We start from the raw sequence: 24,427 nt of genomic DNA, 5'->3' as shown, positions 1-24,427 counted from the left end.
GATAATATGGATGTGGATAAACAAGTAAGCTGTAACAAGTTGAAAACTTATCCACATTTTTAATAATTTGAAAAAGAATGAGTCAAGCTGTATGATAGACATACTATTATAAAAAATGGAGGGAACTAATGAAGATAGTTGGATTAACAGGCGGAATCGCTACAGGGAAAAGTACCATTAGTCAGTACTTATTAACAAAAAATATTCCAGTAATTGATTGTGATCTGATTGCTCGTCAAGTTGTTGAAAAAGATACGATAGGGTTACAGCAATTAATAGCTGCTTTTGGTGAAGAGATTTTAACAGATAGTAAAGAACTTAATCGAGCTAAACTGGGAAATATCATCTTTAATCATCAAGAAAAGCGTCAATTAGTCAATCAGATAGTCCACCCATTAATTGATGTAGAAATGAAAAAGCAAATAGAAAATTATCAACTAATGAATAAACAGTTAGTAGTATTAGATATCCCTTTATTATTTGAAGAGAACTACCAAACATGGTGCGATGAAGTATTAGTCGTCTATATCCCTACCAAACTGCAATTAACACGTTTAATGCAACGAAATCAATTATCGCAAGAAGAAGCTAAAAGTAGGATTCATTCACAGATGCCAATAGATGAGAAAAAGTTATTAGCCAATCGAGTTGTGGATAATAGCCAAAGTTTAGAAAAAACTTATCAACAAGTGGATAAATGGCTGCTCGAAAATACTTTGTAAAAATGTTATAATATAAAAGAATATACACATAATAGTGTGGAAGAAGGAGTGAAGTAGAATGCTATGCCCAAGATGTAAACATAATGGATCGAAAGTTATCGACAGTCGCCCGGCGGATGAAGGTCGTGCAATTCGTCGTCGCCGTGAATGCGAAGAATGTCAGTATCGTTTTACAACATTTGAAAGAATTGAAAAAACACCATTATTAATTATTAAAAGAAATGGTAATAGAGAAGAATTTAATCGCGAAAAATTATTAAACGGAATTGTACGCTCATCAGAAAAACGTCCTATTTCATTAGAAGAAATGGAAAAAATTGTTAATATTATTGAACATGATATTCATCAATATGGTGAAAATGAGGTATCTAGTTCATTAATTGGAGAAATGGTAATGGATCATTTAGCTAAAATTGATGATGTGGCTTATATTCGATTTGCAAGTGTCTATCGTCAATTTACCGATCGAGCAATGTTTATTAAAGAATTAGAAAAAATGTCTACGGATAAAGATGGAGAAAAGAAATAGGAAGGATTATTAATGATGGAATATGCATGGAGTAAGTTAACCCCAAAAGATGCCTTACAAATCTGGCAGCCTAAGTGGATTACTGAATTAGATTTGCGCTATTTAACGCATTTATATCAACCATTTATTGGGCAAACAGCAACAATTTTATATACGACTTTATTCTATGAAATTAGTCCGTCAAATTATTATAGTGAGTGGTTTCGTATTGGTGATATGTTAGCAGTGTTAAATATTGGTATGGCTAAATTTTATGAAGCCAAGACACGTTTAGAAGGAATTGGTTTATTAAAGACGTATCAATTACAAAAAGAAGATGGTAATTACTATAAATTAGAGCTGATACCACCAGTTGCACCGGATCGTTTTTTTAGAGATCCGTTATTATCAAGTTTGTTAATTAGTCAAATTGGCCATCAACGTTTTGCTATTTTGCAAAGACGGTATTCTATTGCAAAAGAATATGATGAATCACAAGAAGTTACGGCTAATTTTTCGGATGTTTTTGTTGCACCATTTAATGTAACAGATTACCAAGTTGATCACTATCGTAATAAGCATTTAATGGATAGTAGTGACGCAGAAGTGCCACAACTAGTAGAGGATACGTTTAATTGGGAATTATTATATTCATTATTGAAGAGTCAATTTGTCTCAAAAGAGTTTTTAACAGAAGAAGTCAAACGAGTCATCCTAACCTTACATGTACAATATGGTGTATCAGAAGAAGATATGGTGCCTTATATTATGTATGCAACAGATTTGTCAACGGGGATTACCGATCCAGATGAATTGATGAAGTTAATGCTTAATTCCTATGAAGAGTTGCAAAAAACAAAGAAAATAGCACAAAAGAAATCCAAACAACAAGCTAAAAAGATTGAAAAAATAAAAAATCAAGCGACAGTTAATGATATCGAGGCCTTTAAAATTAATCTATCTTATTCTGATCCAGCATATTCTTTAGTAAAAGTAGCTAAAAAGATGAATTGTATGGAATTTTTAGAAAGCATTAAAAAGCAAAGACATGGATATGTAGCTGCTAGTGAGCAAAGAGTATTACGTGATTTAGTGGACTTAAGTGGCTTACCAAGTGAAGTGATTAATATATTAATTCATTATATTTTAGTCGTTCAAGATAATACTAGTCTAACTAAGAACTTTGCGGATGCGATTGCCAATGACTGGGGACAACGCCAATTAAAGACTGCTGAAGATGCGGTTACTGTAGTGCGCACACGTGAAAAAGAAGGACAAATTAAGCGTGAACAAAAAGTAAAACAAGTTACCACAAAACGAAACTATCAACAAAAACCACCACGCATTGAGAAATTACCAGAATGGGCCAAACATGAAAATACAGCAAAAGATACCCCATTAGCTGATGAAAAAGTAGCAGCCTTAAAAGCAAAAATTGCCAAATTAAAATCTAGTCAAAAGGAACCTGAGGAGGGATAAAGATGGATAGTGTGAAAGAAATGATGAAACAACATACCAATCACTCAGATTTTCGTGATAAATACCAACAAATCATTAAAAAAGTTATGGCAGATGAAGATATCAAACAATTTATTTTTCTTCATGAAGATGAAATTACCCAAGATGTTTTAGAAAAGTCTTACGCTAAGTTTCATGAATTCATTAAAGAGCGTGATGCTCGTATTAATGGAAAGCCGGTATCAAGTCCTGGATTAGAACCAGTTTTACAAATGAATGTTGGTTTTGTGGATGTGATTTATCGTCCAACAGCGGAATTTATGCGTCAACAAAAAGAAAAATCGATTAAGAGACGTTTACACGCTTTGAATATGCCAAAAAATATCGCTGAAGCTACCTTTGCTGAAGTAGATATTACCGAGCAACGTGCAATGATTGTTGCTGAAGCTGTAGAATTAACTGAATTAATGACCAAAGAACCTAAAACATTCCATCAAGGTTTATATTTATCAGGAACCTTTGGAGTAGGTAAGACCTTTTTACTAGGTGCCATGGCTAATGAATTAGCAAAAAACGGTTTTATTACGACTTTATTACATGTGCCAAGTTTTAGTATGGAAATGAAGCAAGCCATCGGAACTGGTGATGTTGCTGAAAAAATAGAAATCATTAAAAAAGCCGATATTTTAATGTTAGATGATATTGGAGCTGAATCAAGTTCAGTATGGTTTAGAGATGAAGTTTTAGGTGTTATTTTACAGTATCGTATGTTGCAAGAATTACCAACTTTCTTTAGTTCGAACTTTACTATGAAAGAATTAGAAGAACACTTTCGCGTATCACAACGAGGCGATGATGAACCATTAAAAGCTAAACGATTAATGGAGCGAGTTCGCTTTTTAGCGCGTGAAATGGAATTAACAGGTGAAAATAGACGACCAAAATAAAATGTCAAATAACCAAAGATATTACTATACAATATCAAAAATAATTAGTATCTTATTAGCTAGAAACTAATTAAAGAAAGTAGGTAGTAATATGGAAATATCACCGAGCAATAGTATTTTAGCAAGTATTTTATATATGTTAATCGTAATTGGCATGTGGAAGTTATATCAAAAATCTGATGAAGCCGGTTGGAAAAGCTTGATTCCAATTTACAATTTATATATTTTATATAAAATTGTTTATGGAAATGGCTGGCGTTTCTTATGGTTGTTTATTCCGATTGTTCAAATTTTTATTGATTTTAAATGGTCAATCGATTTAGCGAAAGTTTATGGAAAAGGGACTCTTTATGGGATTGCCATTTGGTTATTTAGACCGATATTTATGATTATTTTAGGATTTAGTGATGAGGAATATTTAGGCCATATATAAGATAAAGATAATATTGGAGGAAAGAGTAGTAGAAATCTACTTTTTTCTCTATTTTTTATTGCAATTTAGTTATAAATATTGTATGATAATAAACGGTATAAAAACCGTATTTCACACCTAACTGGATAATGTGATTGGTGCTTTATCATAAAGTTGTCACATTGATGAAGGTTGGGGAGGAAAAAATAAAAACCAAATTGGAGGAAAAGAAAAAATGGCAGTTATTTCAATGAAACAATTATTAGAAGCTGGTGTACATTTTGGTCACCAAACACGTCGCTGGAACCCAAAAATGAAGAGATATATCTTCACAGAAAGAAACGGTATCTACATCATCGACTTACAAAAAACAGTTAAGTTAGTAGAAGAAGCATACAACTACATGCGCGAAGTTGCAGAAAATGGTGGTATCGCATTATTCGTAGGTACTAAAAAACAAGCACAAGATGCTGTTAAAGAAGAAGCTATCCGTTCAGGTCAATACTACATCAACCACCGTTGGTTAGGTGGAACATTAACTAACTGGAACACTATTCAAAAACGTATCAAACGCTTAAAACAAATTCAAACAATGCAAGAAGACGGAACTTTCGAAGTATTACCTAAAAAAGAAGTTGGTATCTTATTAAAAGAATTAGACCGCTTAGAAAAATTCTTAGGTGGTATTAAAGATATGCCTCGTATTCCTGATGTTATGTTTATTGTTGACCCTCGTAAAGAACGCATCGCTGTTCAAGAAGCTCACAAATTAAACATTCCTATCGTTGCTATGGTTGATACAAACTGTGATCCAGATGAAATCGATGTTGTTATCCCATCAAATGATGACGCTATTCGTGCGGTTAAATTAATCGTAGGTCGTATGGCTGATGCTTTCATCGAAGGTAACCAAGGTGAAGACGTAGCAGTTGAAGAAGACTTAGACAAAGATACTTCATTAGAAGATATTGAAAAATTAGTTGAAGGCAACAACGCTGAATAATCACTAAACTTATGCTGTTTGGAATAAGAAAGCTATTGTTATGATAAACTTTCAGTGTTTCAAACAGCTTTTTTTTAAGAAAATAATGCAAACAATCAAGCAATTGATTATAATAAACAATGAATGAATAATACTTAGGAGGAAATGAAATGACTGTAAAAATCTCAGCAAAATTAGTAAAAGAATTACGCGATATGACTGGCGTAGGTATGATGGATGCTAAAAAAGCATTAGTTAAAGTTGAAGGTGACATGGAAAAAGCAGTAGATTTCTTACGTGAAAACGGACTTGCTAAAGCAGCTAAAAAAGCAGACCGTATCGCTTCAGAAGGTACTACAAGCGTATTAGTAGAAGGAAACACAGCAGTAATCGTTGAAATCAACGCTGAAACTGACTTCGTTGCTAAAAACGACAAATTCCAAGCATTAGTAGCATTAATCTCTAAAGCTATTTTAGATAACAAACCAGCTACTGTAGAAGAAGCTTTAGAAGTTGAAACACCAGAAGGAAAATTATCTGATGTTATCGCTGAAGCAACTACTGTAATCGGTGAAAAAATTACTTTACGTCGTTTTGAAATCATTACTAAATCTGATGACGATTCATTTGGTGCTTACTTACACATGGGCGGACGTATTGGCGTTATCACTGTAGTTGAAGGAACAACTGACGAAGCTGTTGCTAAAGATGTTTCTATGCACATCGCTGCAATCAACCCTAAATATGTTGACCGTTCACAAGTTTCTGAAGAAGAATTAGAACATGAGAAAAAAGTTTTAACTGAACAAGCATTAAACGAAGGTAAACCAGCTAACATCGTTGAAAAAATGATTAAAGGACGTTTAAATAAATTCTTGGCAGAAATCAGCTTAAACGACCAACCATTCGTTAAAAACCCAGACTTAACTGTTGAAGGATTCGTTTCTTCAAATAATGGTAAAGTACGTGAATTCTACCGTTATGAAGTTGGTGAAGGTTTAGAAAAACGTGTTGATAACTTTGCTGAAGAAGTTATGAGCCAAGTAAATAAATAATAATTATTAATTATTAATAAATGGAGAATATGTAGCTTTTGTTACTGTTCTCCTTTTCTATAGGTAGAAACAAGTTTTCTAAAGGAATTTAAGGAGGAAATAACAATGGTTCAACCAAAATATAAACGTGTTGTTTTAAAATTAAGTGGTGAAGCGTTAGCGGGTCAGACAGGTTTTGGAATCAACCCTCCCACTATTAAAGAAATGGTGAAAGAAATTAAAGAAGTTCACGATTTAGGTGTGGAAATCGCAATTGTAGTTGGTGGTGGAAACATTTGGCGTGGTACAATTGGTGCCGAAATGGGTATGGAACGTGCACAGGCTGATTATATGGGAATGCTAGCAACTGTTATGAATGCATTGGCATTACAAGATACATTAGAGAATGCTGGAGTTCCAACTCGAGTACAAACGTCTGTTGATATGAGACAAATTGCTGAACCATATATTCGTCGTCGCGCAGTACGTCATTTAGAAAAAGAACGTGTTGTTATTTTTGCAGCGGGTACAGGTAATCCGTACTTTACAACTGATACAACTGCTGCTTTACGTGCAGCTGAAATTGAAGCAGATGTTATTTTAATGGCTAAAAACAATGTGGATGGTGTTTATGATGCTGATCCACGTATTGAAGCAGATGCTCGTAAGTTTGAGGAATTAACTCACTTAGATGTTATTCAAAAAGGATTAAACGTTATGGATACTACAGCAAGTTCATTAAGTATGGATAATGATATTCCATTAGTAGTATTTAATTTAAATGAATCAGGAAATATTCGCCGCGCAGTACTAGGTGAAAATATTGGAACAACTGTAAGGGGGAAATAAAATGACTGCAAAAGAAATTCTTTCAAATACAAAAACTCGTATGCATAAAACAGAAGAAGCTTTAGTTCGTGAATTAGCAGCTATTCGTGCTGGACGTGCTAATGCAAGTCTATTAGATCGAGTACAAGTAGAATATTATGGTGTTATGACGCCAGTTAACCAAGTAGCTTCAGTAACAGTACCAGAAGCTAGAATGTTATTAATCTCACCATATGATAAATCTTCATTACAAGATATCGAAAAAGCATTATTAATGTCAGATATCGGTATTACACCAACAAATGACGGTAGTGCTATTCGCTTAGTAATTCCACAATTAACAGAAGAGCGCCGTAAAGATTTAGCAAAACAAGTAGGTAAAGAAGCTGAAACTGCTAAAATTAGTGTTCGTAATATCCGTCGTGATGCGATTGATGGGCTTAAAAAATTAGAAAAAGCTAAAGAAATCACTGAAGATGAATTACATAGTCTTGAAAAAGATGTGCAAAAAATTACAGATGATAGTGTAAAAAATATTGATCAAATTGCGAAAGATAAAGAGCAAGAATTATTAGATGTATAATTGTTTGAGATTGTAGGGATTTCCTACAATCTTTTTTTTGTGGTCAAAAATATCTTTAAAGAGTGGGAATGTGTTTTTTTTGAATGGATTACTTTGATACCGGTAACTATCAGCCACTTGTTGTAATTTGTGAATGACTAAGATAAAGTATGAAGTATAGAATAAGAAAAGGCGGTTATAACATGACAAATACTAATTGGTGGCACGATATTGTGTTATATCAAGTTTATCCAAAGAGTTTTCAAGATACAAATAATGATGGAATTGGCGATATTAGAGGGATTATTTCTCGCTTAGATTATTTAAAAGATTTAGGTGTGAATATGTTATGGCTAAATCCAATTTTTGAATCTCCCCAAGTAGATAATGGGTATGATGTGTCTAATTATCATACTATTGATTCAGAATTTGGCACAATGGAGGATGTTGAAGAATTAATTAATGAAGCACACCAACGTGATATTAAAGTTATTTTTGACTTTGTAGCCAATCATACTTCTGATCAACATCCTTGGTTTAAAGAAGCTTTAAAGGGAAAAGACAATCCTTATCGTGATTATTATTTATGGGCTGATGGTAAAGGTGAATCGGGTGACGAATTACCAAATAATTGGCAATCATTCTTTGGTGGATCAGTGTGGGAACGTGAATCGGCAACTGGTCAATATTATTTCCATTTATTTGCAAAAGAGATGCCAGATTTGAACTGGGAAAATCCTCTAGTTCGTGAAGAAATCAATCAAATTGCTTTATTCTGGTTAGAAAAAGGGATTGATGGATTCCGTGTAGATGCTTTTATTCATATTGGTAAAGAACCTGGCTATCCAGATGTTAGTTGGGCAAAACCTGGTGAAATAGCGATTGCAGAAGAATTTTATGCCCATCAGCCAAATGTGAATCCATATATGAAAGAATGGGCTGAAACATTACGAAAAGAGTATCCAGATATTTTTATTGTTGGAGAAGCAGCATCATCATCTCCAACATTAGGAGTAGAATATTCAAATCCAGAAAAAGGTGGCTGTAATTCTGTAATTACATTCCGCTACTTTACAGAAGATTGGGATGCAAAGGATAGTCGAATTCCAGGTAACTTACAACCAGGGAAACTAAAAATTCCTGATTTTAAACAAGTAATGACTGAGTGGCAAGAAGCGTTCCAAGATATGGGAGGACCAACATTATATTGGAATAACCATGATATGGCGCGTGTTGTTAGTCGATTCGGCAACGATTGTGAAGAATTTCGTGAACAAAGTGCAAAAATGTTAGCTGCGTTGATGTATTTACAAAAAGGTTTACCAATTATCATGAATGGTGAAGAAATTGGAATGAAGAATTTAGTATTTAATTCTTTAGATGAATTTGTCGCACCAGAAAGCCAGGAATTTATTGAAAAATCACGTGAAATTGGGTATACAGACGATGAAATTTTAGCGAATTTAGCAGCTACAGTAAAAGATGCTAGTCGTGGAGCAATGCAGTGGGATCAAAGTGAATTTGCAGGATTTTCAACATCCAAACCTTGGGGCGGCGTGAATGTTGAAGAAAAATACAATGTGTTAGAACAAGTTTCACGAGAAACATCTGTCTATAACTTTTATAAACAGCTAATTTCTTTAAAAAAATCGGCTTTATTTACAAGTGGCTCATGGCAGTTATTAGACACTAATCATTCCCTATATGTTTATCAACGTAAAAATGAAGAAAATATAGCATTAGTTATTTGTAATTTAACAAAAGAGCCTCAAGCATTTACCCTACCACAAGAATTTTCGTTAGAAACATATGATATTTTATTAGAAAATGAAGGGATTAATCATCAAGATAAAACGATTCACTTATCAGCATATGGAGTGACTATTATTCAAAAACAAAATTATTTTGCTAAATAAATGACTATCGGAAATAGTATGCAAAAGGGAATGCAATTTGTTATCGGTAACAATCCTGTGAACGCTTGCAATATACCGTATTATAAAGCATAATAATAATATAAATATAGCGTTTACAAAAAAGCTAAAATCATAAGGGGGAACTACTCATGAAATGGAACTTGAAAAAATTATCAATCGGAACTTTAACAGTAGCATCAGCATTAACATTAGCTGCTTGTGGAAATAATGGTGATAAACCAGCAGAAAATGCAGATGGTGTAAAAACATTAAAGATTTCAGTTGATGAAGGTTATGAAAGTTATATCAATAGCATTAAAGAAAAGTTTGAAAAAGAAAATAATGTCAAAATTGAACTTAGCATTGATTCAATGACAGAAAACTTGGACAAGTTAGCAACAGACGGACCAACAGGAACAGCAGCGGACGTTATGATGTCTCCATATGATCGTGTAGGTAGTCTTGGTAGTGAAGGACAGATTGCTCCAGTTGAATTAGGAAATAAAGATCAATTTGACGAAACAACTAAAAACTTAGTAACAATTAATGGTACTGTTTATGGTGAACCAGCAGTTATTGAATCATTAATTTTATACTATAATAAAGATATTTTAGAAGAAGCTCCAGCAACATTTGCTGAATTAGAAGCTTTAGCAAATGATCCAAAATTTGCATTTGAAAATGAAGAAGGAACTAATACAGCATTCCTAGCAAATTGGACTAATTTCTATTATGCATATGGATTAATCGGAGGATACGGTGGATATGTATTCGGCGACCACGGTACTAATCCGAAAGATGTTGGGTTAGCAACTCCAGGAGCTATTGAAGGTTTAGAATATGCTCATAAATGGTATGCAATGTGGCCACAAGGAATGAAAGATGTTTCTAAAGCAGGTGACTTTGCATTACAACAATTCAAAGACGGAAAAACAGCCGCAATCATCGAAGGACCATGGCAAGCACAAGGCTTAACAGAAGCAGGTGTTAACTTTGGTGCAGCTCAAATTCCATTATTAGACAATGGTAAAGGTTATGAAGCATTTGGTGGTGGTAAAGCATGGGTTGTTTCTAACTACTCAACAGTTAAAGAAGAAGCTCAAAAATGGGTTGATTATGTTACAAATGGTGAAAACCAAAAAGAATTCTATAAAGCAACACAAGAAATTCCAGCAAACTTAGAAGCTCGTAAAGATGTTTTAGCAAATGGTACAGAATTATCAGCAGCAGTTATTGCTCAATTCGAAAATGCTCAACCAATGCCAAATATTCCAGAAATGGCAGAAGTATGGGAACCAGGTGCGACAATGTTCTTTGATGCTGCTTCAGGCGAAAATGCTGCAGAAGCAGCTCAAGCAGCCGTAAAATTAATTAATGATTCAATTGAACAAAAACATGCTGAATAATCAATGATAATTAGTAATTAATCAGGTAAGGCGGAGCGCTAATATCAGTGCTTGGCCTTGCCTATTTTTTAAAATTGGTATTAAAAAACGAGAGGATGGATTAGTATGCTAGAAAGCAAAAAAAATCCGAACAAGGCAATGTTGCTATCAATTATTCCTGGTTTAGGACAGTTCTACAATCAACAAAAGGTAAAGGGCTTGGCCTTTCTAATATTATTTATATTAGAAATAATTGAAATTGTCTCATTTGGAATTCCAGCACTTATTGGATTAGTAACACTCGGTTCAACGCCGATGCAAGATCATTCATTATTTATGTTAATTGAAGGTGCTATGCAAGTTATTATTACCGTCATTATAATTGGCTTCCATATTGCAAATATGAGAGATGCCAAAAAAGTAGCAGAAAAAATTAATGATGGAATTAAAGTTCCTTATACATTAAACGAAACAATTCAAGCTATTTATGAATTCGGCTTTCCGTATTTATTAATTATTCCAGCATATTTAGCAATGACATTTGCAATTGTTTTCCCTGTATTAGTAACATTATTAATTGCATTTACCAACTATGATTTTAAACATATTCCACCAAATGCATTATTAGATTGGGTTGGCTTTAAAAACTTTACGAATATGGCTCAATTAAGTACTTTTAGAGATGCATTCACTTCAGTATTATCATGGACATTAATTTGGACATTATGTGCCTCATCATTGCAAATCGTTATCGGTATAGCAACAGCGGTAATCGCTAATCAATCATTCATTAAATTCAAACGTATTTTTGGGGTTATTTTCTTATTACCTTGGGCAGTTCCAGCGTTTATAACAATTTTAAGTTTTAGTAATTTCTTTAATGATTCGATTGGTGCGATGAATATTCAAGTTATCCCATTCTTAAATCATATTTTACCAATTGATATTGGTTTAGTACCATGGAAGACAGATCCAACATGGACAAAAGTAGCTTTAATTATGATTCAAGGTTGGTTAGGTTTCCCATATATTTATGTATTAGTATCAGGAATTTTACAATCAATTCCAGCAGATTTATATGAAGCTGCAACGGTTGATGGGGCTACAGCTTGGCAAAAATTCTGGCAAATTACTTTACCAATGATTTTAGCAGTAGCAGCACCAACTTTAATTACACAATATACCTTTAACTTTAATAACTTTTCAATTATTTACCTATTTAATAATGGTGGCCCTGGTAGTGTTGGTGGGGGAGCTGGTTCAACAGACATTTTAATCTCATGGATTTTTAAATTAACAACTCAAACATCACCACAATTCTCAATGGCGGCAGCAGTAACATTAATTATTTCATTAATTGTTATTACGACATCATTAATTGTATTCAAGAAACTAAATGCGTTTAATATGGAGGATGAGTAATATGACTAATACACAATCAAAAAAAGTTAATAATTCGATTAAACGTAAACGCTTCTTAACGCAATTCTTCACCTATTTTTATTTAATCTTATTATCAATCATTATTATTTTCCCATTATTGGTTACGATTAGTTCGGCATTTAGACCAGGGAATTTAACATCATTTACATTTGATTTAGGTGGGGCATGGACATTAGATAATTTCAAAACACTATTTAATGATACATTGTATGGCACGTGGTATATGAATACCTTAATTGTTGCTGTATTAACAACGATTATTCAAGTGTTTATTATTACATTAACTGGTTATGCTTATAGTCGTTATGATTTTATTGGACGTAAGAAGAGTCTTATGTTTTTCTTAATTATTCAAATGGTACCAACAACAGCTGCTTTAACAGCCTTCTTCGTAATGGCTTGGTTATTCGGTGCATTAAACCACTACTGGTTCTTAATTATGATCTATGTAGGTGGTGGTATTCCAATGAACGCTTGGTTAATGAAAGGTTATTTTGATACAGTACCTTACACATTAGACGAATCAGCTAAATTAGATGGTGCAGGACACTTCCGTATTTTCTATCAAATCGTATTACCATTAGTTCGTCCGATGATTGCTGTTCAAGCATTATGGGCGTTTATGGGGCCGTTTGGCGATTTCATGTTAGCTAAATTCTTATTACGTACAAAAGAATCTTATACTGTTGCGGTAGGTTTACAAACATTTATTACCGATTCAAAAAATCAACGTGTCACATTATTCGCAGCAGGAGCAATTTTAATAGCAGTTCCAATTTGTACACTGTTCTTCTTCTTACAAAAGAACTTTGTATCAGGGTTAACAAAAGGTGGAACAAAAGGATAAAAATAAATAAATTAAACAACAGAACAGATTTTGTTGTATGAAGGAGTTTTATAGTATGCCGTTTCCCTTATCATATTTTGAAAATATATATTTGCCTAAAAAGATATTTGCCTTTAGAAAAGAATTATCTTGGTGGAAAATCATTTTTATCTTTATCTTTTTAAACGCTTTAGTATTAATACCATCAACAATAGATTATGCAACTTTAGAAAATTATGACTATGAATTATTCGTTAAAGATGGCTTAAAAAGTATTGATCAAGATACTATCTATGCTGTAAAAGAGGGTAAATTGGTTCATAATCAATATGTAGGCGAACCTGTAACTGTTGAAAAAGATAATCATTTTGTGGCAGTTTTACCAGATGAAAAAAGCGAAGAAGATTATCTAATGAGCAAAAAAGATGGTCTAGTAGTAACGAAAGAGAGATGGATTCTTCATTATAAAACAGGTGAAAATATTATGATGTCAATTAAAGGAGATGGCATATTATTATCGCAATATAATACCGTCGATAAGCTAAAAGAATTGATCAATAGTCAATGGTTTGCATCGAATCAATTTAGTGTGGTAGTGATGTTAATCATGGTTAGCGCTTTAATTATTTATGTCGGTAGTATTTTACTGATTTTCGTAGGGGGCTTATTAGTTTCATTAACGAAGAAAGCTAAAATATTTGATATTGCTTCATATAAAGAATCTGTTTCTTTATTGGTGAATTGTTATGGTTTACCAACATTATTAGCATTATTAGTCAGTTTTAAAGTTGATAGTCCAATAACAATTATGAATATCCAGGTATTTGGAACGATTTTAATGATGACATTAGTATTTTATAAAACACATTTTCAAGATGAAATTGAATTATAGGACTGGGGGATATACAAATGATAAAGCGTCTTTTTGAGATTGATCCATGGACAGTATCAACTCATCATTTAGATAAAGACAATCGACGTTTACAAGAAAGCTTAACATCGATTGGGAATGGTTATATGGGAATGCGTGGTAACTTTGAAGAAGGTTATTCAGGCGATCATCATCAAGGCACATATATTGCGGGAGTATGGTTCCCAGATAAGACACGTGTTGGTTGGTGGAAAAATGGCTATCCAGAATATTTTGGTAAAGTTATCAATGCCACTAATTTTATTGCAACAGGTATCATGATTAATGGAGAAAAGTTAGATTTAGCTATTGATTCAGTAGAAAACTTTGAATTATCTTTAAATATGCAAGAAGGTGTTTTATATCGTAGTTTTGATGTGACGAAAAAAGATACTAAAATTCATTTTGAATTTGAACGCTTTTTAAGCATTAAAACAAAAGAATTAGCATTTATGAAAGTAACATTTACTATCTTAGAAGGTAGGGCAGATATTCAATTGGTGCCAGCACTTGATGGTAATGTACAAAATGAAGATAGTAATTATGATGAACAATTTTGGTTAGAAGAAGCTCGTGGCAATGAATTAGACTTAGCTTATTTAACAACTAAAACAATGCCAAATAATTTTGATATTCCACAATTTAGTGTTACAACGGCTATGAAAAATAAATTATCAGTAATGACATTGCCTACATTAGAAAGTGAAGAATTAAAAGTTCGCCATAAATATGATATGACACTTCTTGAAAATAAGACAATCTCTTTAGAAAAAGCAGTAGCAGTTGTAACAAGTCGTGATGTAGCAGTTGAGCATCATGTAGAAAAAGCTACAGCAATCTTAGAAGAAGTAACGACTAATGGTTATGATGCAGAAAAAGCTGCGCATATTGCTCTATGGCAAAAACGTTGGCACCAAGCTGATGTCATGATTTTAGGTGATGAAGAAGCTCAACAAGGAATTCGTTTTAATATCTTCCAATTATTTTCAACTTATTATGGAGAAGACTCACGCTTGAATGTTGGACCAAAAGGATTTACTGGTGAAAAATATGGTGGAGCAACGTATTGGGATACTGAAGCTTATATTGTGCCAATGTATTTATCAGTTACACCTCAAGAAGTGACACGACAATTATTAGTTTACCGTCACAATCAATTAGAAGAAGCTTATCATAATGCTAGACAACAAGGTTTAGCAGGAGCATTATATCCAATGGTAACCTTTACTGGAGTAGAATGTCATAATGAGTGGGAGATTACCTTTGAAGAAATTCATCGTAATGGTGCGATGGCTCATGCTATTTATAATTATACGAATTATACAGGTGATACTAGTTATATTGAACGTGAAGGTTTAGAAGTATTAGTAGGTATTGCACGTTTTTGGGCTGACCGTGTACATTATTCAAAACGCAAAGCTAAATACATGATTCATGGTGTTACTGGACCAAATGAATATGAAAATAATGTGAATAATAATTTCCATACAAATAAAATAGCAGCATGGTCAATTAGTTATGCTTTAGAATCATTAGAAAATGGCGAAAAAACAATTTTAAATAAATTAGCAGTAACTAAAGAAGAACAAGAAAAATGGCAAGATATTATCGACAATATGTATTATCCATATGATGAAGAATTAGGTATCTATGTACAACATGATACTTTCTTAGATAAAGATTTAACACCAGTTAGCCAATTAGCCCCAGAGGATCGTCCATTAAATCAAAATTGGTCTTGGGATAAGATTTTACGTTCACCATATATTAAACAAGCTGATGTATTGCAAAATATGTATTTCTTCCCAGAAATGTATAGTTTAGAAGAAAAAGAACGTAACTTTGATTTTTATGAGCCGTTAACAGTTCACGAATCATCATTATCGCCATGTATTCATGCCATTTTAGCAGCAGAATTAGGTAAAGAAGAAAAAGCAGTAGAATTATATGCTCGTACGGCAAGACTTGATTTAGACAATTATAATAATGATACAGAAGATGGGTTGCATATTACATCAATGAGTGGTAGTTGGTTAGGAATTGTGCAAGGATTCGCTGGAATGAGAGTAATTGATGGACAATTAAGTTTTAAACCATTTGTGCCATCAAATTGGACAGGCTATACTTTCAAAATCAATTTCCGCGATAGCTTAATTGAAGTGATTGTTGATAAGCATGAATGCATTATTAAATTAATTGAAGGTGAATCATTACCAATCAAGATTAATCAAGAACAAACAGTTTTAACAGAAAAAGTTATCGTAAAACTATAAAAAGAACTATCGCAAATTGTAAAAAGATTTGCGATATTCTGTTCTGGAAAATTAGGAGGGTCAAAGATGACAATTAAAGGATTTGTATTCGATTTAGATGGCGTTATTACAGACTCAGCCGAGTATCACTTTTTAGCTTGGAAAGCATTAGCTAAAGAGTTAGATATTATGATTAATCGAGAATTCAATGAACAATTAAAAGGTGTTAGTCGCATGGATTCTTTGGAGCGTATTTTAAAATATGGAGCTAAAGATCAATTATATAATCAGCAAGAAAAAGAAGCACTAGCAGCTAAAAAGAATGAACATTATGTTTCATTAATTAAAGATGTAACGAAAAAAGATTTATTACCTGGAGTATCAGAATTTTTAACAGAATTAAAAGCTAAAGATATGAAATTAGCCTTAGCATCCGCTAGTAAAAATGGACCATTTTTATTAGAAGGATTAGGAATTAAAGAATTATTCGATACGATTGTTGATCCTGCACAATTAACACATGGTAAACCAGATCCTGAAATTTTTCAAAAAGGAGCTAGTCAATTAGGTTTATCTGTTGAAGAATGTGTTGGTATAGAGGATGCACCTGCTGGAATTGAAGCAATTAATGCAGCGGGTATGTTTTCTGTGGGAATTGGTTCAAAAGATTCATTAGGAGCGGCTGATTATTTAATTTCATCAACAGAAGAATTAGCATTAGACAATATATTAGTAGCAGTTGCCCATACTAAATAAAAAAATATTAGCTCAAACACGAGCTAATATTTTTTTGCTTTTTTTCTAAACAAAAACAGATTGGAGGACAATTTTTTTGATTAATAAATTGATATTGTAAAACAGACCAGTCTTGTTGGTCTTGCTGGCTAAGATATGTACTAATAGCATCTAATTCTTCTTGACCATTTTGATGCCCATAATAGGCAACAATAACAATTCGTCCGCCGGGTATTAAATAATCTTGTATACTATTAATGGCTGCGATAGTAGACTTTGGTAAAGTGATAATTGATTTGTCACTTTTAGGTAAATACCCCAAATTGAAAATGGCGGCTTTGATTTTTGTGTCAGAGTCAATATATTTAGGTAGATTACTATGAGAATCTTTAATACAAGAGACTTGTTTGTCGCAATTATTTTGCTGGATTAGTGTTAAAGTATTATTAATGGCTTGTTGTTGAATATCAAAAGCAAGAACTTGGCCACTCTTGCCAATGAGTTGAGCCATGAATAATGTATCATTTCCATTACCACATGTCGCATCGATTACAGTATCTCCAATAGAAATAATTTCTCGAAGTAGCGTATGACTATAGTTTTTTGAATTTTGCATGATTTCCTCTCCTTTTGATATTAAATACACTAATATCATTCTGTTTTTCATAATGATTTTGATACTTCAACGGTTAAAGCTTGTTGGTTTCTTATATATATAGACTTTCAAACATTTTCGAAATCATATCAGATTAATCTGTTTCTATAAGACTTTTACTATCAATCACTCCAATGAATGAACGATAGCATAAGGCTTATATCAAAACCTATTTATATTTATATTTACTTTAAATTACGATACTACTCAAATTCTTATGTCCATTTAATCTATCTACTTCTGAATTATGCAGCAAATAGAAATTTTCAAATCACTTGCTATATTCGTCAATAAGAAAACACTGTATAAATCTCTTTGTATGTTAACTATATTTTGGACAAAAAATAAAATGATAATTTATCAAAGATACAGTTGTTTTTGTATACTTATAATTATTTTTCATACTTTAATTATATCATATTACATGTATAAATCTAACGTTAATATACACTAATTATATAAACGTTATCCAACCTACCCTTAAAAGAGTAGGCTTTCACTATTTTCTTGTAAATTAGAAAGATACTAAAATATTACAAGATAGTTACGATTGTTAAGACTGGACAACTAAATCTTTGTTCGTATATCGTTCGCCTTCTAAAGGGTATTTAGAATGATTATAATAGTATATGATAAGATAAAAGGAGGAAAATGAAATATGTATGTAACACGTCAACAACGCATTACAAAGCAAAAAGCTATGGATAAATATCAATCATATAAACGAATCAATCATTCAATGAAAAAATCCGTTGCAATGATGGGGACGACTGTTATGATGGGATTATATGTATCCCCAGTAGCGCAATTATTAACGTCTCAAAAAGCCGAAGCAGCGACAGTCGGTTTAACGAACAATCAATTTATCAATACATTAATCCCCTCAGCTCAAAAAGTAACAAAAGGTAAAGATTTATATACATCAGTAATGTTAGCGCAAGCAGCATTAGAAACAGGTATGGGGAATAGTACATTATCAAAAGCTCCAAATTATAATTTATTTGGCATTAAAGGTGATTATAAAGGTGAATCAGTTAATATGCCAACTCTAGAAGATAGTGGTAATCAAAATTATTATCAAATTAATGCTAATTTTAGAAAGTATCCATCATATGAACAATCATTAGAAGATTATACGCAAGTGTTATTAACAGGCCCAGCATTTGACCATAATTATTATGCTGGTGCATGGAAGAGTAATACGACTAGCTATAAAGATGCGACAGCTCACCTAACAGGTCGTTATGCTACAGATAGCGCATATGGTTCAAAATTAAATCGTATTATCGAACAATTTGATTTAACACGTTATGACTCGAACGAAGAAGTAATTGATTATCAAACAGTTGAACAAATAAATCATGAAATTTCTAAAACAAATTATACAGTCGTTTCAGGTGATACATTATATGGAATTTCTCGCAAAACTGGTGTAGCAGTTGCTGAATTATTACAATTAAATAGCATAACTTTAGATACAATTATTTATCCAGGTCAAAATTTAAAAGTACCATATAAAAAGACAGTGGATAGCACATCAGCAGTCAAGGAAGATAAAGTCATTGAAGATAAGGTGGCAATGGATACAGCGGTTGAAGAGCATAACGAACCAGTTTCATCACAACCAGCTAAAACATCAGTATCAAGTCAATATACGATTGTAGCAGGTGATACATTATACGGTATTTCTCGTAAGATAGGTGTTCCAGTTGCTAAATTATTAAGCTTGAATAGCATAACACTAGATACAATCATTTATCCAGGTCAAAATTTAACAATCCCATCGAAAGAAAGTAATCGAGCGAAAGAACCGGCAAAAGAAGTGGCAACACCACAACCAGCTAAAGCATCAGCATCAAGTCAATATACGATTGTAGCAGGTGATACATTATATGGAATTTCTCGTAAGACAGGTGTTCCAGTTGCTAAATTAGTAACCTTAAATGGCATAACTTTAGATACGATTATTTATCCGGGGCAACAATTAACAATCCCAGCAAAAGAAAGTAATCAAGCAAAAGAAGTGGCAACACCACAACTAGCTATTGTCACACCAGTTAAAGAAAAAGAAGCAGAAAAAGCAGTGTCGCAATCAACAACAACTTATACGATTGTAGCAGGCGATACATTATATGGAATTTCTCGTAAAATAGGTGTCTCACTTAATACATTATTAGATATCAATCATTTAACAGAAGATGTGATTATTTATCCAGGGCAAACATTAACTATCACTGGTAAAGGAACCAATCAATCAGTTGCCCTAACAGCTAAAGAAGCAACTTCAAAAACCTATACAATTAAAGCTGGAGATAACTTATGGCGCATCGCTAAAAATAATGGTCTAACATTAGAACAATTAAAGAGCTTAAATGGTTTAACAACTAATATTATTCAACCAAATCAAGTATTGAAGCTTGCCTAAAAATCTGATAAAATAAGACTTATATAGAAGAAGCGTACAAAGGAATAGTAGAATAAAGACTTGGATAGAGAGTGCATGGTTGGTGGAAATGCATCTAGAATTTGTTCGAACTCGCCTTTTAGCTATTTACTTGAACAAGCTTTAGTGGCTTTATTAGAGCAAATCGTCTCGCCAGCGTTAATGGCATGATAAGTAAAATAATAGGTGGTACCACGTTAACTCGTCCTATAAAGGTCTATTTTGTAGTAGGCTTTTATAGGGCTTTTTATATACGTAAAACCCAATAAAAAGGAGAGAAAAAAATGACATTTGATCACAAAGTAATTGAACCAAAATGGCAAAAATTTTGGTTAGACAATCACACATTCAAAACAACAGAAGATGAAGATAAGAAAAACTTCTTCGCAATGGATATGTTTCCATACCCATCTGGACAAGGTCTTCACGTAGGACACCCAGAAGGCTATACAGCAACAGATATCGTTTCTCGTATGAAACGTGCACAAGGCTATAATGTACTTCACCCAATGGGATGGGATGCGTTTGGTTTACCTGCTGAACAATATGCTTTAGATACTGGTAATGACCCAGCAGACTTCACACAATTAAATATCCAAACATTCAAGCGCCAAATTCAAGAATTAGGATTCAGCTATGACTGGGACCGTGAAATTAACACAACTAATCCAGAATATTATAAATGGACACAATGGATTTTTACTAAATTATTCGAAATGGGCTTAGCATATGAGGCAGAAGTAGCCGTTAACTGGTGCCCAGCATTAGGAACTGTTTTAGCCAATGAAGAAGTAATTGATGGCTTATCAGAACGTGGTAATCATCCAGTTATTCGTAAACCAATGAAACAATGGATGTTAAAAATTACTGCTTACGCAGATCGTTTATTAGAAGATTTGGAAGAGGTTGACTGGCCAGAAAGCATTAAAGAAATGCAACGTAATTGGATTGGTCGTTCAGAAGGTGCGCAATTACAATTTGCTGTTAAAGATTCACAAGAAACCTTTGAAGTCTTCACAACTAGAGCAGACACATTATTTGGAGCTAGCTATGCTGTTTTAGCTCCAGAACATGAATTAGTTTCAAAAATTACTACTCCAGAACAAAAAGAAGCTGTTGAAGCATATATTGCAGAAGTAGCTAAAAAGTCAGACTTAGAACGTACTGATCTGGCAAAACATAAAACAGGCGTCTTCACAGGAGCTTATGCTATTAACCCAGTAAATGGCGAAGAAATGCCAATCTGGATTGCTGATTATGTATTAAGCACATATGGTACAGGCGCAATTATGGCGGTTCCAGCTCATGATGAACGTGATTATGAATTTGCTAAACAATTTAATTTACCAATTACAGCAGTTATCGAAGGTGGAAACATTGAAGAAGAAGCCTATACTGGCGACGGCGTACATATTAATTCAGATTTCTTAAATGGGCTAAATAAAGAAGAAGCTATTGCGAAAATGAATGAATGGTTAAAAGAACAAGGAATCGGTGAAGCAAAAGTAACATACCGCTTACGTGACTGGTTATTCTCTCGCCAACGTTATTGGGGTGAACCAATTCCGATTATTCACTGGGAAGATGGTACAATGACAGCTGTACCTGAAGAAGAATTACCATTAGTATTACCAAAAACTGATAAAATCCGCCCTAGTGGTACAGGAGAATCACCACTTGCAGCGATTGAAGATTGGTTATATGTAGAAGATCCAAAAACAGGTATGAAAGGTCGTCGTGAAACAAATACAATGCCACAATGGGCTGGTAGTTCATGGTATTATTTACGTTACATCGATCCTAAGAATGAAACCCAAATTGTTGACCCAGAAAAAGCAGCGAAATGGTTACCAGTTGATTTATATATTGGTGGTGCTGAACATGCGGTACTTCACTTATTGTATGCTCGTTTCTGGAATAAAGTATTATTCGATTTAGGTGTTGTGCCAAATAAAGAACCATTCCAAAAATTATTTAACCAAGGAATGATTTTAGCACAAGGTAAAGATGGTCGCCCTGAAAAAATGAGTAAATCTAAAGGGAATGTCGTAAATCCGGATGATGTTGTAGCAGAATATGGTGCAGATACTTTACGTTTATATGAAATGTTCATGGGACCATTAGATGCTTCAATTGCTTGGAGTGAAGATGGCTTAGAAGGTAGTCGCAAGTTCTTAGACCGTGTATGGCGTTTAATGATTGATGACGAAGGTAAAATGCGTGATCACATTACAACCATTAATGAAGGTGAATTAGATAAAGTTTACCATCAAACAGTTAAGAAAGTGACCGAAGACTTTGAAGCTTTACGATTCAATACAGCAATTTCACAAATGATGATTTTCGTTAACGATGCTTATAAAGCTCACTCATTACCATTTGAATATATGAAAGGTTTAGTAACATTATTAGCACCAATTGCACCTCATATGTGTGAAGAAATCTGGTCAATTTTCGGCAACGAAGAATCAATTACTTTTGCGGCATGGCCAACTTATGATGAAGCAATGTTAGTTGAAGATGAAATCGAAGTAATCTTCCAAGTTAATGGGAAAATCAAGGCACGAGTAATGGTTCCAGCAGATGCTACTAAAGAAGAATTAGAAACAATTGCAAAAGAAAATGAAGCAGTGAAAGCGACAATTGACGGAAAAACAATTCGTAAAGTTATCGCAGTTCCTGGTAAATTAGTTAATATTGTAGCGAACTAATATAATATTAGCTAAGGAAGGTGATCCAATTAATGGGTCATCTTTTTTATTGGTTCTATCATAGTATGGAAAAGGTTCATTTATTAGTGGTATAGTAGAAAAATTTTCACATTCGTATTTTTATGATATAATAAAATGAACTTACAATACGGAGGAACAACATAATGGTAAAAGATATTGGAATTGATTTAGGGACAGCAAATGTCTTAATATATTTAAGAGATAGAGGAGTTATTTTAAATGAACCCTCATTAGTAGCAGTAAATAATAAAACAGGTGAAGTGATAGCAGCTGGCGCAAAGGCCTATCAAATGCTAGGACGGACACCAAAAGATATTTCAATTATCCATCCATTAAAAGGTGGCGTAATTGCAGATATTTCAATTGCAGAACAGATGCTTGAACATTTTATTCGCCGATTGAACTTACATAGCTATATCAGAAAACCAGATATTTTAATTTGTACTCCAACTAATATTACTACCGTTGAGCAAAAAGCAATTATTCAAGCAGCTGTTAAATGTGGTGGCCAATCAATATATTTAGAAGAAGAACCTAAAGTAGCTGCAGTAGGAGTTGGTTTGGATATCTTCTCACCATTTGGTAATATGGTGATTGATATGGGTGGTGGAACAAGTGATATTGCGGTTTTATCGATGGGAAGTTGTGTCACAAGTCGCTCCATTAAGTTAGCTGGTGATGATTTGGATCATGAAATTACTAATTATATTAAAGAAGAGTATCAATTAATTATTGGTGAACGTACCGCAGAAGATATTAAAATGAACTTAGGAACAGCTATCGAATTAGAAAAAGAATCCGATATGATTATTAAAGGTCGCGATATGACGACTGGTTTACCAAAAAGTATTACCATTTATTCTAATGAAATCTATCACTGTATGAAAGAAGTATTAGAGACTATTTGCGAAGAAGCGCGCTTAGTGTTAGAAGAGACACCACCAGAATTAGCTGGCGATATTATTGATCGCGGGATTAGTATTACCGGTGGGGGTGCATTAATTCACGGGATGGATCAATTATTAGCAGAAAAATTACAAGTGCCAGTATTTGTGGTGGATAATCCTTTAAATAGTGTCGCAATTGGTACAGGTAAATTATTAGATCGCATTAAGCATGATGAAAATCCTTGGTCATTTATTAAACGCTTATTTAGTTCAAATCGTGTAGTATTGAATCCAACAATCAATATGATTGAAGAAAAAGGAGAAGAGAATGATAGAAAGTAAGAAATTTTTCTTAAAAGCATTGATTCGCGTTTTATTAATTATTTTGTTAGCTTTAGTAGTTTTTTGTATTGGTTTAATGATTGGTTATGCGGTAATTGGAGATGGAGAGAGTATTTTTGATATTTTTAAACCATCAACATGGCAAAATATAGTGAATTTTTTACATTAAAAGGGATATCAATAAAAAGCTCTCAGTATCGAACTTGAGAGTTTTTTGTTTTGCGACATAATTATGTCACAAAACAAAAATAGATTGTTATACTAGAATATAGCTAGAAATGTTTTAAATAAGCGGTTTTTAAGTTACTTTAATCTTATAGATAAAATAATAAAAGTTAAATGTGTAACGTTTTTATTTAAAATAAGATAAAAATATGTTATTATTAATAGTGGAATAACTGATCGATAGGATAGCAAGACTATTCTATAAAGTAATAAGAATAAATGA

General features: G+C 33.0%; 21 protein-coding genes and 1 other annotated feature. Of the genes, 20 read left to right on the top strand and 1 reads right to left on the bottom strand.

What is annotated here, in order from left to right; translation table 11 throughout:
• Positions 1–128 precede the first annotated feature (128 nt).
• The 16 genes from coaE to pgmB all read left to right on the top strand — a co-directional run bounded on the left by coaE (position 129) and on the right by pgmB (position 16,941).
• On the top strand, positions 129–722 hold the full coding sequence (gene coaE / locus BMX09_RS01265; protein WP_089745842.1) for a dephospho-CoA kinase: 594 nt from the start codon (positions 129–131) through the stop codon (positions 720–722).
• Positions 723–780: 58 nt separating this feature from the next.
• A complete protein-coding gene (gene nrdR, locus BMX09_RS01260; RefSeq protein WP_089745840.1) occupies positions 781–1,251 on the top strand; it encodes a transcriptional regulator NrdR in 471 nt (156 codons plus the stop codon).
• Positions 1,252–1,263: 12 nt separating this feature from the next.
• Positions 1,264–2,709, top strand: coding sequence for a replication initiation and membrane attachment family protein (locus BMX09_RS01255; protein WP_089745838.1), 1,446 nt, complete (start codon positions 1,264–1,266; stop codon positions 2,707–2,709).
• Between the two features lie 2 nt (positions 2,710–2,711).
• Positions 2,712–3,635, top strand: coding sequence for a primosomal protein DnaI (gene dnaI, locus BMX09_RS01250; protein ID WP_089745836.1), 924 nt, complete (start codon positions 2,712–2,714; stop codon positions 3,633–3,635).
• A gap of 91 nt (positions 3,636–3,726) precedes the next feature.
• Positions 3,727–4,068 carry a DUF5684 domain-containing protein gene (locus BMX09_RS01245; protein ID WP_089745834.1) on the top strand — a complete coding sequence of 114 codons (342 nt, stop codon included), beginning with the start codon at positions 3,727–3,729 and terminating at the stop codon, positions 4,066–4,068.
• A 214-nt stretch (positions 4,069–4,282) separates the two neighbouring features.
• A complete protein-coding gene (rpsB, locus tag BMX09_RS01240) occupies positions 4,283–5,050 on the top strand; it encodes a 30S ribosomal protein S2 (RefSeq protein ID WP_089745832.1) in 768 nt (255 codons plus the stop codon).
• Positions 5,051–5,199: 149 nt separating this feature from the next.
• On the top strand, positions 5,200–6,084 hold the full coding sequence (gene tsf / locus BMX09_RS01235; protein ID WP_089745830.1) for a translation elongation factor Ts: 885 nt from the start codon (positions 5,200–5,202) through the stop codon (positions 6,082–6,084).
• Between the two features lie 105 nt (positions 6,085–6,189).
• A complete protein-coding gene (gene pyrH, locus BMX09_RS01230) occupies positions 6,190–6,912 on the top strand; it encodes a UMP kinase (protein ID WP_089745828.1) in 723 nt (240 codons plus the stop codon).
• Between the two features lies 1 nt (position 6,913).
• Complete coding sequence (gene frr, locus BMX09_RS01225) at positions 6,914–7,474, top strand: ribosome recycling factor (protein WP_089745826.1); 561 nt, start codon at positions 6,914–6,916, stop codon at positions 7,472–7,474.
• A gap of 182 nt (positions 7,475–7,656) precedes the next feature.
• Positions 7,657–9,369, top strand: a complete 1,713-nt coding sequence (locus BMX09_RS01220) for an alpha-glucosidase (RefSeq protein ID WP_089745824.1) — start codon at positions 7,657–7,659, stop codon at positions 9,367–9,369.
• A gap of 149 nt (positions 9,370–9,518) precedes the next feature.
• A complete protein-coding gene (locus BMX09_RS01215; protein WP_089745821.1) occupies positions 9,519–10,775 on the top strand; it encodes an extracellular solute-binding protein in 1,257 nt (418 codons plus the stop codon).
• A gap of 105 nt (positions 10,776–10,880) precedes the next feature.
• The gene (locus tag BMX09_RS01210) at positions 10,881–12,176 is read left to right on the top strand and encodes a carbohydrate ABC transporter permease (RefSeq protein WP_089745819.1); all 1,296 of its coding nucleotides are present in this window, start codon (positions 10,881–10,883) and stop codon (positions 12,174–12,176) included.
• 1 nt (position 12,177) lies between these two features.
• Positions 12,178–13,044 (top strand): sugar ABC transporter permease, encoded by an 867-nt coding sequence (locus BMX09_RS01205; RefSeq protein ID WP_089745817.1) that lies wholly within the window; start codon positions 12,178–12,180, stop codon positions 13,042–13,044.
• 55 nt (positions 13,045–13,099) lie between these two features.
• Complete coding sequence (locus BMX09_RS01200; RefSeq protein WP_177159482.1) at positions 13,100–13,915, top strand: DUF1189 family protein; 816 nt, start codon at positions 13,100–13,102, stop codon at positions 13,913–13,915.
• A gap of 17 nt (positions 13,916–13,932) precedes the next feature.
• Positions 13,933–16,206, top strand: coding sequence for a glycoside hydrolase family 65 protein (locus tag BMX09_RS01195; protein ID WP_143054357.1), 2,274 nt, complete (start codon positions 13,933–13,935; stop codon positions 16,204–16,206).
• Between the two features lie 66 nt (positions 16,207–16,272).
• On the top strand, positions 16,273–16,941 hold the full coding sequence (gene pgmB / locus BMX09_RS01190) for a beta-phosphoglucomutase (protein ID WP_089745811.1): 669 nt from the start codon (positions 16,273–16,275) through the stop codon (positions 16,939–16,941).
• A 7-nt stretch (positions 16,942–16,948) separates the two neighbouring features.
• On the opposite strand, the gene BMX09_RS01185 is transcribed toward pgmB, so the two are convergent.
• Positions 16,949–17,536, bottom strand: a complete 588-nt coding sequence (locus BMX09_RS01185) for a tRNA (mnm(5)s(2)U34)-methyltransferase (RefSeq protein WP_322787573.1) — start codon at positions 17,534–17,536, stop codon at positions 16,949–16,951.
• Between the two features lie 697 nt (positions 17,537–18,233).
• Here BMX09_RS01185 and BMX09_RS01175 point away from each other — a divergent pair.
• From BMX09_RS01175 to BMX09_RS01160, 4 genes are all read left to right on the top strand, one after another.
• Complete coding sequence (locus tag BMX09_RS01175; RefSeq protein ID WP_089745809.1) at positions 18,234–20,000, top strand: muramidase family protein; 1,767 nt, start codon at positions 18,234–18,236, stop codon at positions 19,998–20,000.
• Positions 20,001–20,026: 26 nt separating this feature from the next.
• Positions 20,027–20,231, top strand: a binding site (T-box leader).
• Positions 20,232–20,302: 71 nt separating this feature from the next.
• Positions 20,303–22,729, top strand: a complete 2,427-nt coding sequence (leuS, locus tag BMX09_RS01170) for a leucine--tRNA ligase (RefSeq protein ID WP_089745807.1) — start codon at positions 20,303–20,305, stop codon at positions 22,727–22,729.
• Between the two features lie 164 nt (positions 22,730–22,893).
• Complete coding sequence (gene mreB / locus BMX09_RS01165; RefSeq protein ID WP_218138903.1) at positions 22,894–23,979, top strand: rod shape-determining protein; 1,086 nt, start codon at positions 22,894–22,896, stop codon at positions 23,977–23,979.
• A complete protein-coding gene (locus BMX09_RS01160) occupies positions 23,966–24,148 on the top strand; it encodes a DNA-directed RNA polymerase subunit beta (RefSeq protein WP_089745803.1) in 183 nt (60 codons plus the stop codon). The genes mreB and BMX09_RS01160 overlap by 14 nt, the downstream gene beginning before the upstream one ends.
• Positions 24,149–24,427 lie beyond the last annotated feature (279 nt).

Origin of the sequence: Granulicatella balaenopterae (assembly GCF_900111135.1) — a bacterium.
Lineage (GTDB): Bacteria > Bacillota > Bacilli > Lactobacillales > Aerococcaceae > Granulicatella > Granulicatella balaenopterae.
This window is presented reverse-complemented; position numbering and strand designations above follow the sequence as displayed.